Genomic DNA, 16487 nt, shown 5'->3' on the forward strand with positions numbered 1-16487 from the left:
ATGAATCTTTATGCTGAAATTATGCGGTCTGTCGGCACAAGCAATCTACAAATAGCTCAACAACAAGTTAATCCACCTGAATAGTCATTCTGAACTATTGCATTAAACATCAATTAAACGCTTGCCATTGTTGCTCTAACCATTCCTTTTCATAGCGTAGTATGGGATGTAAGGTTTGTCTTTTCTTTACTGCAGTTGCTTCTTGTTCGTTTAAAGAAACCCCATTTGCCATCAATACAAATGGCCTTAACTGATCACCTTTTTCGATAAAGCCAACTAAGTTGACCACCCCATTTACATAACCACTTTTAGCCAGCACCTGCGCCTTTAAAGGCGCACGAGTAAGGCTACGGCGATACTTTAAGGTGCCGGTTTGTCCAGCAATAGGTAGGCGTTTAATTAAGGCTTGTAACTGTGGATCTGATTGCCATAACTGCATAATCTGATAAAGCAGGTTTGCACTAATCAGATTCTCTCTAGATAAGCCTGAACCATCGCGAATTTGTGCCCGGCTTAAATCAAGCCCCAAAGCACTTAATTGTTCAACGACAACTTTACTGGCTTGCTGATAGGTACCAGCGCGCTGCTGCTCTCTTGCTAAAGTTTTAAATACGCTATCTGCCGTTAAGTTGTCAGATTCAACCAGCATATACTCTAATAACTCAAGTAACGGCGCAGAAAGGTGATGAACGCTCTCATAATAAGGACTAAGTTGCTGCTGGTACGAAATGTTGCCTTTAAAGCTTAAGCCTGCTCTCACCAAGTTTCGCTTTAACTTCGTTGAAAAATAGCGCTGTTCATCGTTAATCGAAAAACGTAATGGCATCATGCTGCTATTCGCCTTTATACAACCTTGCAGCGAATACTGGTTATGATCACCTACACGCAGATTTTGCTCACAATCGGGATGATTTTGGCTCACAGTAATAATTTGATTGTCGATGTTGAGTAGACGGGAATCACTAATATGTAGGCGGCTTAACTGCCCTACCTTGCCCGGCTTTAAATTACCGTTAATACAGTTGTTATCAATATTTAAAGAGCTGGCTGGCGCAGCAAAACAAATACCGATGTCATTCCATACTTGCCCTTGGCTTCGGTTATGGCCTGTAAACTCGCTGTCATCAACTTGAATAGACGCGACTTTAGAACCAAAACGTGTTTTAGCTTTATTCAGCAATGTAACTAAATCTTGGCTGGTAAAACTCGGATCGCCGCGCATGTGTAAGCGAAGATGCATGCCTTTATCACTGGGTTTAATGCTCAACTTAGTGGTATAGCGGTAATCTTTACCTAGTTGCTTAAGGGCAACGGTTGCGGTTACTACTTTAAGAGTGCTGGCAGGAGTTAACAGTAAATCTGCATGTTGTGAGCTATCAGGGCTAACAAAACTGATCAAGGCACCAGGTGGCTCGACGATCGCATGTACAAAAAAGGGTGTAAGAACAATAGAAAGGAAAGCTGAAAATCTAACAATAGCCCGCATAGTTGCCAAACTCTAATATACAATATGCCGAGTATATAAAAAAAGGTGAACCTAAGTTCACCTTTTCTTTTGCTAAGTTAATCGCTTACTGAGCAATTAACTCTAAGCGCATCGCACGTTGGCGAACAAAGCTGCGTTTTAAGTGATTAAATGTCTTTTCAGGCATTCCACTTGGTAGCTCAACCGTTGAGTAGCTATCAAACAACTTAACACTACCAATGTAATCACTGCTAATGTTTGCTTCGTTAGCAATAGCACCAACAATATGCTTGGTTTGCACACCGTGTTCTTTACCTGCATCAACACGGTAAGTATTCATTTCCACGTCTGCGGTACGGCGTTTGCGTTTAGCGCCGCCTTCACCACGTTCGTTGCGCTCACCACGTTGACCGCGATGGTTGCGCTCGCCACGCTCACCGCGTTGGCCTCGGTGACCACGTTCTTTATCTTTGCTAAAGCGCGCTGAACGAGGCTCTGGATCAGCAGGCAATTTGAACGGACGCGCAGTTTGCGCTTGGAACAACAACGCAGTAGCGAGTTCAAGTTCGCTCATGCCTAGGTTGGTCACGAGTTCAGATGCAATGCTTTGATAATCTTCAAGCTTGGCATTTTCTACCGCTGCAGCCAGCTTGTCTTGGAAACTAGAAACACGCTTCTTCTCGATTTCTTCACGAGTAGGTAGCTGCATTTGCTCAATTTTATGACGAGTTACACGTTCAATATTGCGTAACAAACGTTGCTCGCGGTAACCAACAAACATGACTGCTTTACCACTACGTCCAGCACGACCAGTACGGCCAATACGGTGAACATAGGCTTCAGCATCGTAAGGAATATCAAAGTTAACCACTAAGCCAATGCGTTCTACATCTAAGCCACGTGCAGCTACATCGGTAGCTACAACAATGTCTAATTTGCCAGATTTTAAGCGTGTAATTGTACGCTCACGCATGCTTTGGTTCATATCACCGTTTAATGCGGCAACACTAAAGCCTTTTGCTTCTAGGCGTTCTGCAATATCGGTGGTAGACGTTTTAGTTCGAGCAAAAATAATTGAAGCGCTATCACAGTTAACTTCTAGAATGCGGGCCAACGCTTCTATCTTGTTTAAACCAGCAACATGCCAGTAGAACTGATCAATATTTGATACTGTTTGAGTTTTAGCCGCAATTTTTACTTCTTTTGGCTCAGACATGTAATTTTTGGTGATGTTTTTAATTGCCGGCGGCATAGTTGCCGAGAACAACGCTGTTTGGCGCTGCTTAGGCATATCACGCATAATGCGTTCTACATCGTCAATAAAGCCCATACGAAGCATTTCGTCAGCTTCGTCTAATACTAAGGCTTTAAGTTGGTCTAGTTTCAACTTACCGCGATCTAGGTGGTCGATAGTACGACCAGGCGTACCTACAACAATTTGCGGGCCACGACGTAGCTCTTTAATTTGCTGGCCGTAATCTGCACCGCCATAAATAGCCAATACACGTAAGCCAGGAATATTGCGGCTAAAATCTTTAATTGCATCAGCAACTTGGTTAGCTAGCTCGCGCGTTGGTGCAAGAACCAACATTTGCGGAGCATTAAGCTTTGGATCAAGTTTGGCAATTAAAGGAAGAGAAAACGCGGCCGTTTTACCGGTACCAGTTTGTGCCAAGCCAAGTACATCATGTCCTTCCAGCAGTAACGGAATGGTCTTTTCCTGAATCGGAGACGGCGTCTCAAATCCAATCTCGGAAATAGCGTTTAAAATCGTTTCAGGTAGAGCGAATTGCTCAAAACTTGAACTGCTGGATTCTGTCATATTTGGCCCACAATTATTTAAAGGATGCGCACTATACGCTTTTGATCACAAAAAGTCTCATTGATTTTAGCTTTTTATAGAAAAACATTGACCATCTTGATATGGACCAATAAAAAACCGCTCTAGTGAGCGGTTTGTTTTCTTAAGTATAGAAGAAATTTCTATTCTGCTTCAGGCGCTGGGTGCTTAGCTGCAGTTTCTTTAATTAAAGGTTGTAGTTCACCGCTGCGGAACATTTCCATTACGATGTCACAGCCACCGATTAACTCACCTTCAACCCATAGTTGTGGGAAGGTTGGCCAATCTGCGTAGTTTGGTAGCTCAGCGCGAATGTCTGGATTTTGTAGAATATCTACATAAGCAAAGTGCTCACCACACTGCATTACAGCTTCTACGGTTTGGGCAGAGAAACCACAGCTTGGGAATTTAGGCGAACCTTTCATGTAAAGTAGAATTGGGTTTTCAGCGATTTGCTGTTTGATTTTTTCAATCGTTTCCATTTTAAACTTCTCTAATTTTTGCACTAAGTCTATTCTAGGTGTTGGGCGTATCCTAGCAACAATAGTTGCCAATTTCACCACTTTGCTCTAGATCAATTTTTTTTAGTATTTTTGCTTTGCGTGATAAAGCACTAGTGCTAAACTCTTTTGTAAAGTTTTTACTATATAAAAGATTGCGCTAATAAAGCCAATTATTACAAGGAGAGAAACACATGGCATTTACATTACCTGAATTACCATACGCACAAGACGCACTTGAGCCACACATCTCAGCTGAGACTTTGTCTTTCCACTACAGTAAGCACCACAATACCTACGTAGTAAAACTAAACGGTTTAATTGAAGGCACTGACCTAGCAGAAAAAAGCTTAGAAGAGATCGTTAAGTCTTCTACTGGTGGCGTATTTAACAACGCAGCCCAAGTTTGGAACCACACCTTCTACTGGAACTGTTTAGCGCCAAATGCTGGTGGCCAACCAACTGGTGCTCTAGCTGCTGCTATCGAAGCAAGCTTCGGTTCTTTTGAAGAGTTCAAAGCTAAATTCACCGACAGCGCGATTAACAACTTTGGTTCTAGCTGGACTTGGTTAGTTAAAAACGCTGACGGTAGCCTAGCCATTGTTAACACTAGCAACGCTGCTACCCCACTTACAGATGAAGGCGTAACTCCGCTTCTTACCTGTGACCTATGGGAACACGCTTACTACATTGATTACCGCAATGTTCGCCCTGATTACCTAAATGCTTTCTGGGCATTAGTAAACTGGGAATTTGCGTCAGCTAACTTTGCGTAAAAGCTAGCGATGTAAAAAGGGCGCTTAATGCGCCCTTTTTTATGCTTTATGTTTAGGGCCTGTTGATCTTTGCTGATGGTTTTTACAGCAATTTATTAGCCATTTAGGCAAGGCAGTGAGAGTGAAGTTAAGTGGGCTTAATAATCACTCGCTAACGCTGAATAAATGGCTAAGAAATGCTGCCCGAAGGGTTCAGATAAGCGAACTTTACTCTTCGTTGAACACTTTTCACTTAGCCCACTAGGTTTCAAAGTGCTCGCCGCGATTAAAGCCCGCTTATCTTGAATAAAATTTCAACACCAAAGATCAACAGGCCCTAGCAACTTACTTGCTATCGCTATGACCTAAGTCCATCTCGGGTGCAATTTTGTCCCTTACCCGCTGCTTAAGAATTTTCGCCTCTGGAAATCCATTGTCGGCCTTTCGACACCAAATTAATTCACCATCCAGATAAATCTGAAAACGCCCACTTGAAGCAGGTTTAAGTGCGACTTCCGATAACTCATGCGAGAAGGTTGTTAACAGCTCTTGACTAAGCCAGGAAGCCCTTAATAACCAACCACATAAACTGCAGTAATATATTTCAACTTTGGGTAACACTGGGTCTTGCTGTTCCACTGCTGTTACTTCCTTTTTTGCAATTCACTAATATGGTTAAGTACCCGCTTCAATGATACTGGATATTTAGTACCTAATTGCTGGGCAAACAAAGACACCCTTAGCTCTTCAATCATCCAGCGCAGTTCTTGCCCTTCTTGGCTATAAACTGGCAACGCCAACTCTAGGTAACGCTCGGTAGCGGTTTCGATTTGTTGTAGCGCCAATCTATCTTTATGAGAATCGATGGCTAGTTTTTCTAAGCGTCGCTCAATGGCTTTTAGGTACCGCTGTAAATCACTTAAACGCTGCAGGCCCACTTCACGAACAAAACCTTTATGCACCAACGCATTTAGCTGTGCTTTAATATCGGCATGTGCCAATACTCTGTCGAAACCTACTTTACCTTTTAGCTGTTTGTTTATTTGGTAATGCAAACTCAATATTTGCTCCACTAACACTACCGCTTCTAAGGTTTCTGTAGCCAGCTCTGTGCGAACTTTATCGCACAATGCTTGAAATGCTTCAGCAGTGTTAACACTTTCAAGTTGAGAGTACTTGTCGATCACCGCTAAACAGCAGTCATCGAGCAATACATCCACGCGGCCAAAGGGATTAAAGTACAAGCCCAATTTGGCTTTATTTGGTAAATGTTGCTGCAAGTAACTTAAAGGTGAAGGAATATTTAGCTGTAACAATTTGCTTAAGCCGCGAGTTTGACTCCAACCCGCTTCTTCTTGTTTATCAAACAGCTTAAGTGCGACTGTTTTACCTTCATCCACCAAGGCTGGATAAGCGGTAATTTGATAACCTTGGCGCTGCTCTTCAATAAGCTCAGGCAACTCACCAAAACTCCACTCGGTAACTTTCGCCTGCTCAGCAAAAGAGCTTGGGGCAATTTCTGCAATGCTCTGCTCTACCTGATCTTGTAGTTTTTCTTGCAAGCTTTGATAAGAGCGACCTTGCGCAACCACTTTGCCTTGGTCGTTAATCACTTTGAAATTAACTTTAAGGTGATCGGCCACCGAATCTAGATTCCAAGCATCTTCGGGTATTTTTACTCCGGTCATTCTTAGCAGTTGTTTAGTCAGTACCTCTAACAAATTGCCCTCTGCATGCGGCACTGCTTGAACAAAGGCCTGCACATAGTTTGGAACCGGCACAAAATTGCGGCGAATAGGTTTAGGCAAGGATTTAATCAAGGCACTAATGAGTTCTTCGCGAAACGCTGGAATTTGCCATTCAAACCGAGTGAAATCTAATTGATTCAACAGCGCTAAAGGAATATGTGCACTTACGCCGTCGTCACTTTGGCCCGGTTCAAACACATAGCTTAAGGCTACAGAAACCTGTTCAAACTGCCACTGATCAGGATACTGCTTTTCAGTGATATGGCTTGCGTCATGCTGATAAAGCATTTGCTTAGAAAAGCTCAGTAAATCGGCCTGCTTGTTACTGGCCTCTTTCCACCAGCGATTAAAATGACTCGCCGAAACAATACCTTCTGGCAAACGCTCTGCATAAAAGTCATAGAGTACTTGGTCATCAACTCGCACATCTCGGCGACGTTGCTTTTGCTCTAAGGCTTCAGCATCATCAAGCAATAGCTGGTTTTGTTTGAAAAAAGCATGTTTTGCTGGCCACTGCCCCTCTACTAAAGCAGAGCGGATAAAGACCTCGCGGGCAACCATAGGATCAATTTTCCCATAGTTAACCAAGCGTTTGTTTACTAGCGCTACGCCGTATAAACGAACACTTTCGTAAGCCATTACAGCTTGCTGCTTAGTAGACCAATGAGGTTCGCTGTAAGACTTTTTAATTAAATGCCCTGCTTGATTTTCTAACCAAGCAGGCTGAATTTTAGCTACGCCTCTAGCAAATAGGCGGGACGTTTCAACGAGTTCGGCCGCAACCACCCATTTAGGTGGCTTTTTAGCCTGACTTGAGCCTGGGAACACCACAAAGCGTGCATTCCGCGCGCCTAAAAACTCTCGCTCTTTGTCTTTAAAACCCAGGTGGCTCAGCAAGCCAGCAGTTATTGCTTGGTGAATAGCATCGTAGTTAGCTTCATTTTGATTAACTGTGTAATCTAACTCTTTAACTACCGTAGATAACTGAAAAACCAAATCTTGCCATTCGCGAATGCGCATATAAGCCAAAAACTCTTGCTTACATTGTTTTCTAAACTGATTGCCTGATAAGGCTTTTTGTTGCTCTTGCAAATAACGCCAAAGCAACAAATAGCTGGAGAAGTCAGAGTCTTTATCGACAAAGCGAGCATGCTTTTGGTCAGCCGCTTGCTTACGATCATTGGGCCGCTCACGCGGATCTTGAATAGATAGCGCAGCACATATCACCATCATTTCTTGCACACAATCAAACTGCTTAGCGGCGACCATCATTCTGGCTAAACGCGGGTCGATAGGAAACTTAATCACCTCGCGGCCTAAGTTGCTTAGGCTCGGTTTGCCATGTTGCTGTTTTAGTGCACCAATTTCTTCTAGCAGATTTAAGCCGTCTTTAATATTGCGCTGATCGGGCATATCAATAAACGGGAAGTCTTCTAACTTACCTAGCCTTAATCCCAGCATCTGCAAAATAACTGAGGCCAAGTTAGTACGCAAAATTTCAGGATCAGTAAACTCTGCGCGCCCTGCAAAGTCTTCTTCACTATACAAGCGAATACAAATACCTTCGGCAACACGCCCACAACGGCCTTTACGTTGATTAGCACTGGCTTGAGAAATCGCCTCAATCGGTAAACGCTGTACCTTAGAGCGATAGCTGTAACGGCTAATCCGTGCAGTTCCTGGGTCGATAACATAGCGAATACCTGGCACGGTCAAGCTGGTTTCGGCAACGTTGGTGGCTAGAACGATACGTCGGCCACGATGAGATGAAAAAATCTTGTTTTGCTCGGCATTAGATAAGCGTGAGTAAAGTGGCAACACCTCGGTATCGCGCAGTTGGCGCTTTTGCAGATAGTCGGTAGCGTCACGAATCTCTCGCTCACCGTTCATAAAAATAAGAATGTCGCCAGGCTTTTCTCGATACAACTCATCTACAGCATCGGCTAAGCCTTCCAGTATGTCTTTGGTTTGCTCGCCTTCGTTTAGCGGCCTGTAACGTGTTTCTACCGGATAAGTACGTCCAGAAACTTCGATAACGGGGGCATCATTAAAGTGTTTAGAAAAACGTTGAGGATCAATGGTAGCGGAAGTAATGATGATCTTTAAATCGGGTCGCTTTGGCAATAGCTGCTTAAGTACACCTAAAATAAAATCAATGTTTAAGCTGCGCTCGTGGGCTTCATCGATAATCAATACTTCATACTGCGATAAAAACCGATCTTGCTGCATCTCTGCCAACAACATGCCATCGGTCATCAGTTTGATTAAGCTGTCATTCTTGATTTGATCGTTAAAGCGGATTTTGTAACCCACTAATTCACCAACCGGAGTGTTGAGTTCTTCAGCAATTCTCGCAGCCACACTACGCGCAGCCAAGCGACGAGGCTGGGTGTGGCCAATAAAACCGCGGCTTCCTAAACCTAGCTCTAAACAGATTTTAGGTATTTGGGTGGTTTTACCCGAGCCAGTTTCGCCCGCAATGATAACCACTTGATTATCGCGAACAGCTTCGTAAATAGTTTGCTTTTGCTCCGCAACCGGTAGGTGTTGAGGATATTCGATACTTGGGATTGAGGCTCGTCGGCGGCGGCTAAGCTCACTTGAGCGCTCAAGTGCTTGAGTGAACTTAAGTAACTGTGAGCTGTTGTTTTTTACATCATCTGCATTTAGCTTGCTAAGCTGGCGCTGAAGCCTAAAGCGGTCTTTAGCCAATGCCTGTGATATTTGTTGTTTGTAATTTGAGAGAGCCGACTGCAAGAAAAAAGCCTCGTAGGTTGCGTACGAGGCGCAAATGCTATCAACAATCCTTAAGAAAACAAGTCTAACTCACCTGCTTATAGCAACTATGTAGGTGTTTATCGATGCCAGCTAAGACCTCTTCACGAGTAATTAGGCCCAGTAGCTTGCCCTGCTCGATGACCGGATACATTTTAGGTTTTTGCATTAACATGCTTTGAGCAAGTTCTAAAATACTGGTTTCGGGGCCAACGCTTAGCACATCACTACGCATTAAATCTTCCACTAACGAAACCGTTTCACAATGATATGTAGCTTCAAGCAAGCTCTTTAAGCAGTCTTGCTCGGAGATCCAACCGATAACGTGCTTTTGTTCATCAATCACCGGAGCACCTAGCTGTTTATGCTCTAGCAAGCTATGTACAACTTCTGCGATGGGTTGTTTTGCGGTAAAGCAAACCGGGCGCATTAACATGTAATCGCGCACTTTGAGGTTCTCGGGCATAACCTTTACTCCTGCTAGTTGCCTTACTGTTAGCTTAGTTGGCGTAGTCGAATTACTCCAGCTAGCGCAAACAAGCAGGCATTTAAGCTATCAATGGCAAATTTCACCCATTTGGGTAATGGTGAGAATAATGGCCGAGGAGTAGTATTTATATCGACTGAGCTGCTAACTCAGTCATCGCGTTTAGTTACCTATTGCTGTGTACATCTTTACACAAATTTATGCAGGCCCTTTGTTATCCAATGCAAAGGGTCTTTTTTTGTCTTTAATTTCATAAGCTTGAATGAAATAAGCAGCTAATTTCACCCATTTGGGGAATGGTGAGAGAGCGAGTTCAAAGATAGTATTTAACACGACTGAGTTGCTAACTTAGTCACGCGTTTAGTTACCTATTGCTGTGTACAACCTTTACACAAATTTTACGCAGGCCCTTTTACTTATGTAAAAGGGCTTTTTTTTGCTTTGTTAAACAGAGATGTGTATGCAAGGCATTAAAATATATAAGAAATTTATTAACTTTTAAATTTCACCCATTTGGGTAATAGCCTGATCGGTCCAGCGTGGTTATTATTTATCTCGACTGAGTCGCTAACTTAGTCACGCGTTTAGTTACCTATTGCTGTGTAAACATTACACGATTATGCAAGCCCTTTGCTCTAGAGCAAAGGGCTCTTTTTTTGCCTATTTAACTTGCCAGTTTAAAGTTTCGTTAGCAAAGAATGGCACTAAGTTTTCATCATCAACTTTTACCGAACCAGGCACCTGCCAAGCTTCTTTGGTCAAAGTAATCGTATCTGTGTTTCTTGGTAGGCCATAAAAATCTGGGCCATTAAAGCTAGCAAAGGCTTCAAGTTTATCCAATATACCTAGCTGCTCAAAAATTTCGGCATACAATTCAATGGCGGCAGGTGCGCTGTAACAACCCGCACATCCACAGGCACTTTCTTTAGCCCCTTGAACATGAGGAGCCGAATCCGTTCCTAAAAATATCTTTTTGGTACCGCTAGCCACTGCTTGCTGTAAAGCTTTTTGGTGAGTTTGACGCTTAAGCACCGGCAGACAGTAGTTATGAGGACGTAAACCACCCGCTAGCAGGTGATTACGGTTGTACATCAAATGCTGTGGCGTAATGGTTGCAGCTACATTGTCTGGCGCATTCATTACAAATTCAGCCGCTTCGGCGGTAGTGATGTGTTCAAAGACAATTTTGAGATTAGGCAGTGAATCCACCAAACCACGCATGTGAGCGTCAATAAATGCTGCTTCTCTATCAAAGATATCGATATCAGCGTGAGTCACCTCGCCGTGAACTAACAGTAACAAACTATGTTTTGCCATTGCTTCAAATACCGGGCGAAGAGCGGCAACGTCGGTTACGCCATGGGCAGAGTTAGTTGTGGCATTGGCCGGATACAATTTACATGCTTTAACAATTCCACTTGCCGCAGCTTCTGCGATTATCTCAGGGGTCGTGGCATCGGTTAAATAAAGCGTCATCAATGGTTCAAACTGGCTTTGCTCAGGAAGCGCCTGTTTAATGCGCTGATAATAAGCTTGAGCATCAGCAACTTGAGTAACAGGTGGGGTTAGGTTAGGCATGATGATGGCTCGAGAAAAGTGCTTAGCGGTAGCATTTGCTGCTACCTCTAACATAGCGCCATCGCGCAAGTGAAGGTGCCAATCATCCGGTCTGGTAATGGTAAGTGTTTGAGTCACAACTATCCCCTAGGTATAAATAATTGGCGCAAAGTCTACCCGAACTTGGCGAGCAAGTCTTGCCACCCCAGGTAATAACTAGGCTTTTTTAGTCACTTGTTGCTGCATCTCTTGAACAATTTCTCCAGCGGCTTCGTAATCGTATTCCTCAATAAGCATTTGTAGTTTTTTCGCCTGTCCCGGGAAAGTTTGCAAAATACAGTCGTGGCTATCGAGATAATCGTTACTCTCGCCGTCAAAGTCATCAAGTAGTTGAGCCAACTGCAGCAAGTAACTCTGTAACTCTTCTTCACTTACACTTTGTGAAGCGCCCTCTTCTGCTACTTCAGTTATTTCAACTTGGGAGACAAACTCTTGTAAGCTTTGTTGAAGTGGTATTAGTTGCTTACCTAGCGCTTCAATACTGCTTGGCTGAACTGTATTTTCTTCGGCTTGTTGCTCTACAACCGCAGCTAGGTCGGACACCGCTTGCCCACCCAGCGTAGCCGTAACACCTTTTATGGTATGAGCAATTCGCTGCAATTCATCAATACGCTCTTCAGTATAAGCAGTATTTAGATCGTCCATAGGGGTGTTTTCTTCGTTGGCAAATTTGCCGATTAACTTCAAATATAAAACTTTGTTGTCAGCAGCATTCGCCAAGCCTGCTTCGGTATCTAAGCCATCAATCTCTGGCAACATTAGGTCTTGCTCATTGGCTACCTTAGCTGGTTGTCCACTTTGATTAACCGTAGTTGGAGAAGCGGGCGTAATCCATTTAGCCATCGTGCTAAACAAGCTATTCACATTAATTGGCTTAGGAATGTGGTCATTCATTCCTGCTTCAATCGCTTTCTCCCTATCCCCCGCCAAGGCATTTGCAGTAAGCGCAATAACCGGCAGCTCTTTTAGACCTAGCTGATAACGAATTACTTTGGTTGCGGTATACCCGTCCATCACCGGCATTTGGCAGTCCATCAGTACCCCATCAACCTTGTTTTCTTTTAGGTATTCAACTGCCTGTGAGCCATCATCACACACTGTGCAATTTAATCCGTTGGACCCGAGTAACTCGGTAATCAGCTCTTGGTTAACATCGTTATCTTCAGCGACCAAAATATTTGCTCCCTGTAACTGAGCAATATCTAAGTTAGCCCCCTGCTGCTGAGCTTCTCTACGTGTTTGTTCAAGCACCTCTATCTTACGTACCTGCACAATTGTATCGAACAAATGAGACGGCGTGACAGGCTTAGTTAACACCGCATCAATGTTAACTGCTTCTGCTTCTTTAGTGAGTTCGTCACGTCCAAATGCGGTCACCATTATTACGTCTAAGTCAAAACCCTGATCTTGAATATGCTGGACAGTTTGTACGCCATCCATATCTGGCATTTTCCAATCCATGAATACCATATCAAAGGGCGATGTTTCTGCATGTTCCTTAATCAGCGCTATGGCTTCGCTACCGCTAGAGGCCGATTCAACTTGTAAGCCAAAGCTCTCTAGCACTTGTTGATTAATATCTCGAGCATTAGCATTGTCATCCACAACCAAAGCTTTGAGGCTACTAAGTTGTGCTGAATTAGTATCGCGAAGTGTTTGCGCGTTTTCTTGAATCTGCATCGGCAATTCAAAGTAGAAGCAACTACCTTGGCCTAACTCGCTGCTTAAGGCTATTTTCCCGCCCATTAATTCAGTCAGTTTTAAACAAATCGCTAACCCTAAACCGGTACCACCGTGTTTACGCGTAGTTGAACTATCTGCTTGTGAAAAAGGTTTAAACAACTTAGCTTGCTGCTCTGGTGTCATACCAATACCGGTATCGCTAACCGAGAAGTACAACTGAACTTGTTTGTTGTCTTGTTGTTTTGCTTCTATTTTTACTACCACTACGCCTTGTTCAGTAAACTTAACCGCGTTATTACACAAGTTAACCAGTATCTGGGTTAGACGTAAGGGGTCACCAATTAATGCTGTTGGGATGCTAGGGTCAATATCAAACAACAACTCCAAACTTTTTTGCTCTGCACGTAATCCCACTAAATTAGCTAGGTTGTCGAGAATATCCTCTAAACGAAAGTCGATCTTTTCTATGTCCAGCTTACCCGCTTCAATCTTAGAAAAATCGAGAATGTCGTTGATGATGCCTAGCAAGGCTTCTGCCGAGCGGTGTACTTTGTCTATGTAATTACGTTGCTTATTGTCTAACTCTGTTTCTAGAGCCAAATAAGACATACCAATAATGGCGTTCATTGGAGTGCGGATCTCATGCGACATATTCGCTAAGAAATCACTTTTAGCTTGGTTGGCACTATCGGCTAAGGCTCGCGCTTCGTTAAGGGCTGCCTCTAACTTCTTGGTTTCTTCAATATCAACATGGATACCATTAATCCGCAACGGCTTACCGTGTTCGTCCAACTCAGACACTCGACCAATGGTTAAAATCCAACGATACTGGCCGTTTTTACAACGCAGGCGAATTTCATTTCGCAACACATCATTCTCACCCGCCAAGTGCTGCTCAAGTTTCTCATTGTTAGTAATAACATCGCTTGGATGAATCAACTTCATCCAGGTTGCGGTATCACCTTTTAGGCGTGCCCAAAGGCCATCGCCGTCTCTTAACTCACCTTTCGCGTAACCTAACATGCTTTCGTAAATGGCATTAACTTCAATGCGGTCTTCTTGTGGATAGTAATCCCACATGCCTAAACCCGCACCAGATGCTGCAGAATCTAAGCGTTCCTCACTTTCCCGCAGCTGCGCTTCAACCTGTTTTATTTCACTGATGTCAAAAATTGCACCATCTGAATAAGCAGGTCGTCCTTCCTCATCCATTGATACAAAGGCTTTTTGCAGCATGTGCTTAACTGTTCCAGAGGCATCAATAATGCGGAACTCTTGGGAAATAGCCCCACCCTTTTGATTGAGCTCTCTAGAGCGCGCGAGGCTCTCTTCTGCGTCATCAGGATGCACAAGTTCCTTGTAACGACGAACTGGATTTAAACCAACAAAATCGCTAATCGGGTAGCCCGTTTGCTCTTCAATTTGCTCGCTAATGTACAACCATTCTGGATACTCACCTTCTTTAAGGCGAATACGATAAACCACACACTGCAAGTTGTTGGTTAGGGTCCTAAATTGACGTTCACTATCGGCAAGTTTTTGTTGGGCTTTTCTTCGGGCGGTAATGTCTCGCACAACCCCGGTAAAATGGCGCTGCCCTTTTAAGAATACTTCTTTAACAGCCAGCTCCATGGGGAACTGCTCACCGTTTTTACGTAGGCCAAATACCTCTCGCTCATTACCAATCACCGAAGATTCTTTCTTGGGTTTATAGTCGGCCAGTATCCGGTCGTGTTGATCACCGATATCGCTTGGCATTAACATTTTTACGTTTTTGCCAATGACTTCTGCTTCGCTGTAGCCAAAAATTTGCTCTGCTGCGGGACTAAAACTGCGAACAATGCCAGATTGTTCAATCAAAATAATGCCATCGGCGATAGTATCTACAATGGTGCGGATCCGCTCTTCGTTGTCAGCCAAGGCTAAGCGCGCTTGATAACGTTCGGTCATGTCGATTAAAGAAACTTTAACCACATGAATATGCCCTTCTTCATCAAGACTAGGCACGATGTTTATACTCACCGTTTTTTTCTGGCCACTGGACGTAAAAATACTGAGCACTTCATCGTTAAAGCTGTGGCCAACAAAGGCGGCTGCTAGTAGCTCTTTAGATTTCTGACGTTGCTCTTGGTTCTCTGCAAAGTCATGGAAAGACAGTGCTTCAAACCCATCACGTTCTACTTCAATGAGTTCAGAAAAGCTTAAATTGTGTTGCAGAAAACGCCCCTCTTTATCCACCGAGGCGTAAGCAATTGGGGCAAACTCATAAAGATCCCAAAGGGTTTTTTCACGCTCTTGCAGTTCATAGGTGCGTTGCTCAACTTGCCGCTCTAACTCTTGCTTAGATTCACTAAGTCGCAAGTTAATTTTGCGCACTAAGGCAAATACCAACACAAACAAAATAATGCAGAAAGCTAGCGCTGAACCCAAAACTAACAACACCACATCACGAAACTGCAAATAACCTTGCATCACTTCTTCATGATCGATCTCTGACACCAAACCAACTTCCAGATCCTTATCCCAGTGCCACGCTCCTACTACCGATACACCTCGATAATCTAGATATCCTTTAAAGTTTGAGCCGCTAGATTTGGCAATAATCGCGTAGCCGCTTTCTGTCCAATCGGGTCGTTCACGGGTGTAACTAGGGACTTGCAATCGAATATTCAACACCGATGATTGGTCGGGCTCTAGCAAGCCCAAACGAACTAAATCATCTTCAAATTTACTCGGTGAGATCATGTAACCCGAGCGGCTAACAAGGTAGGTTTCACCCGTCTTACCAATTCGAGCTCCCTTGAGTAATTGAGCAAATTCGCGCTCTGGATCCATACGCAAAGTAAGAATGGCAACAACTAGTCCATCCCCATTTTTAATTGGAGCTGCAATAAACATGGTTGAATGGGCACTTTTAACGCTGTTTTGCAGCATGCCATCTAAGACAATTTCTGGACGAATCGGCGGAATAACCACTGTTTCGCCTTCAAATACCCGGTTAAGTAAATGTGGATAGTGACGTGTAATTACATTGATTTCGCCCAGGTTTTCGTCGCGCATAGAGGCAATATTAATGCGATCGCGTGAGATGATAAAAAAGCCTAGGTCATCAAACACAGTTCGATAGTTATCTACCGATTGACGCAAACTCTCTAAAGCAGGGTTAGCAAGAAGCCCTTCTTTGCTATGTTCAGATTCAATAAGTACATAAGAAAAATGCTGGAATGCTGGGTCTAAGGCAATAGCATCAACTTTTGATTGCCAGCCTTGCTTCCACTCATCAAGCCCGGCATCTGCAGTATCAAGCACTGAGCCAATAACTTCTTCTAATTGATTGAACTGATGATGCTTAAGTTGTTTTAATCCAATACTAGTGATTGCTGCAACAACGGCAACCGCAGCGCTACAGATGGCTAATATGACAAGAATGCTTTTCCTAGAACTGAGCAGTAAACTCACGCTCTCGAGATTGGTTTTGCGGAGTCGATTTAACAGCAGCAAAATTAAGCCTAACAAGGCAAATAGTACCCACAATAACTGCTCAACCGACATAATCCATCCTTGATAAGCCCATTAGCACGAGGCTGTTTAACTGAATAAATTAACTATAATGCTCA

At 43.6% G+C, this 16487-nt stretch carries 9 protein-coding genes; 1 reads left to right on the plus strand and 8 read right to left on the minus strand.

Annotation, left to right across the window (positions count from 1 at the left end; all coding sequences use genetic code 11):
* Positions 1-109: 109 nt before the first annotated feature.
* From dacB to LQZ07_RS14700, 3 genes are all read right to left on the minus strand, one after another.
* Positions 110-1399 carry a D-alanyl-D-alanine carboxypeptidase/D-alanyl-D-alanine-endopeptidase gene (dacB, locus tag LQZ07_RS14690; protein ID WP_194164082.1) on the minus strand — a complete coding sequence of 430 codons (1290 nt, stop codon included), beginning with the start codon at positions 1397-1399 and terminating at the stop codon, positions 110-112.
* A 172-nt stretch (positions 1400-1571) separates the two neighbouring features.
* Positions 1572-3287: a DEAD/DEAH box helicase gene (locus LQZ07_RS14695; RefSeq protein WP_152780868.1), complete on the minus strand. Its 1716-nt coding sequence runs from the start codon at positions 3285-3287 to the stop codon at positions 1572-1574.
* Between the two features lie 161 nt (positions 3288-3448).
* Positions 3449-3787: a Grx4 family monothiol glutaredoxin gene (locus LQZ07_RS14700; RefSeq protein WP_152780870.1), complete on the minus strand. Its 339-nt coding sequence runs from the start codon at positions 3785-3787 to the stop codon at positions 3449-3451.
* A gap of 212 nt (positions 3788-3999) precedes the next feature.
* Between LQZ07_RS14700 and sodB the strand changes: the two genes are divergently transcribed.
* Positions 4000-4581, plus strand: a complete 582-nt coding sequence (gene sodB, locus LQZ07_RS14705; protein WP_152780872.1) for a superoxide dismutase [Fe] — start codon at positions 4000-4002, stop codon at positions 4579-4581.
* Between the two features lie 324 nt (positions 4582-4905).
* Here sodB and LQZ07_RS14710 read toward each other — a convergent pair whose 3' ends face one another.
* From LQZ07_RS14710 to LQZ07_RS14730, 5 genes are all read right to left on the minus strand, one after another.
* On the minus strand, positions 4906-5199 hold the full coding sequence (locus tag LQZ07_RS14710; RefSeq protein ID WP_249483171.1) for a SelT/SelW/SelH family protein: 294 nt from the start codon (positions 5197-5199) through the stop codon (positions 4906-4908).
* Positions 5200-5204: 5 nt separating this feature from the next.
* Positions 5205-9065: an ATP-dependent RNA helicase HrpA gene (gene hrpA, locus LQZ07_RS14715; protein WP_152780874.1), complete on the minus strand. Its 3861-nt coding sequence runs from the start codon at positions 9063-9065 to the stop codon at positions 5205-5207.
* A gap of 64 nt (positions 9066-9129) precedes the next feature.
* Positions 9130-9549 (minus strand): CBS domain-containing protein, encoded by a 420-nt coding sequence (locus LQZ07_RS14720; RefSeq protein WP_152780876.1) that lies wholly within the window; start codon positions 9547-9549, stop codon positions 9130-9132.
* Positions 9550-10230: 681 nt separating this feature from the next.
* Entirely contained in the window at positions 10231-11265 is a 1035-nt protein-coding gene (gene pyrC, locus LQZ07_RS14725; protein ID WP_249483173.1) for a dihydroorotase, read from the minus strand.
* A 78-nt stretch (positions 11266-11343) separates the two neighbouring features.
* Positions 11344-16422 carry a PAS domain S-box protein gene (locus LQZ07_RS14730; RefSeq protein WP_152780878.1) on the minus strand — a complete coding sequence of 1693 codons (5079 nt, stop codon included), beginning with the start codon at positions 16420-16422 and terminating at the stop codon, positions 11344-11346.
* Between the last annotated feature and the right edge of the window lie 65 nt (positions 16423-16487).

The sequence above is a fragment of the Agarivorans sp. B2Z047 genome (genome assembly GCF_023373605.1).
In the GTDB taxonomy this organism is placed as follows: Bacteria; Pseudomonadota; Gammaproteobacteria; order Enterobacterales; family Celerinatantimonadaceae; genus Agarivorans; species Agarivorans albus.

Coding starts and splice junctions, on each gene's coding strand:
- LQZ07_RS14695 (WP_152780868.1), bottom strand. CDS start 3,287: ATGACAGAATCCAGCAGTTCAAGTTTTGAGCAATTCGCTCTACCTGAA.
- LQZ07_RS14700 (WP_152780870.1), bottom strand. CDS start 3,787: ATGGAAACGATTGAAAAAATCAAACAGCAAATCGCTGAAAACCCAATT.
- sodB (WP_152780872.1), top strand. CDS start 4,000: ATGGCATTTACATTACCTGAATTACCATACGCACAAGACGCACTTGAG.
- LQZ07_RS14720 (WP_152780876.1), bottom strand. CDS start 9,549: ATGCCCGAGAACCTCAAAGTGCGCGATTACATGTTAATGCGCCCGGTT.
- LQZ07_RS14730 (WP_152780878.1), bottom strand. CDS start 16,422: ATGTCGGTTGAGCAGTTATTGTGGGTACTATTTGCCTTGTTAGGCTTA.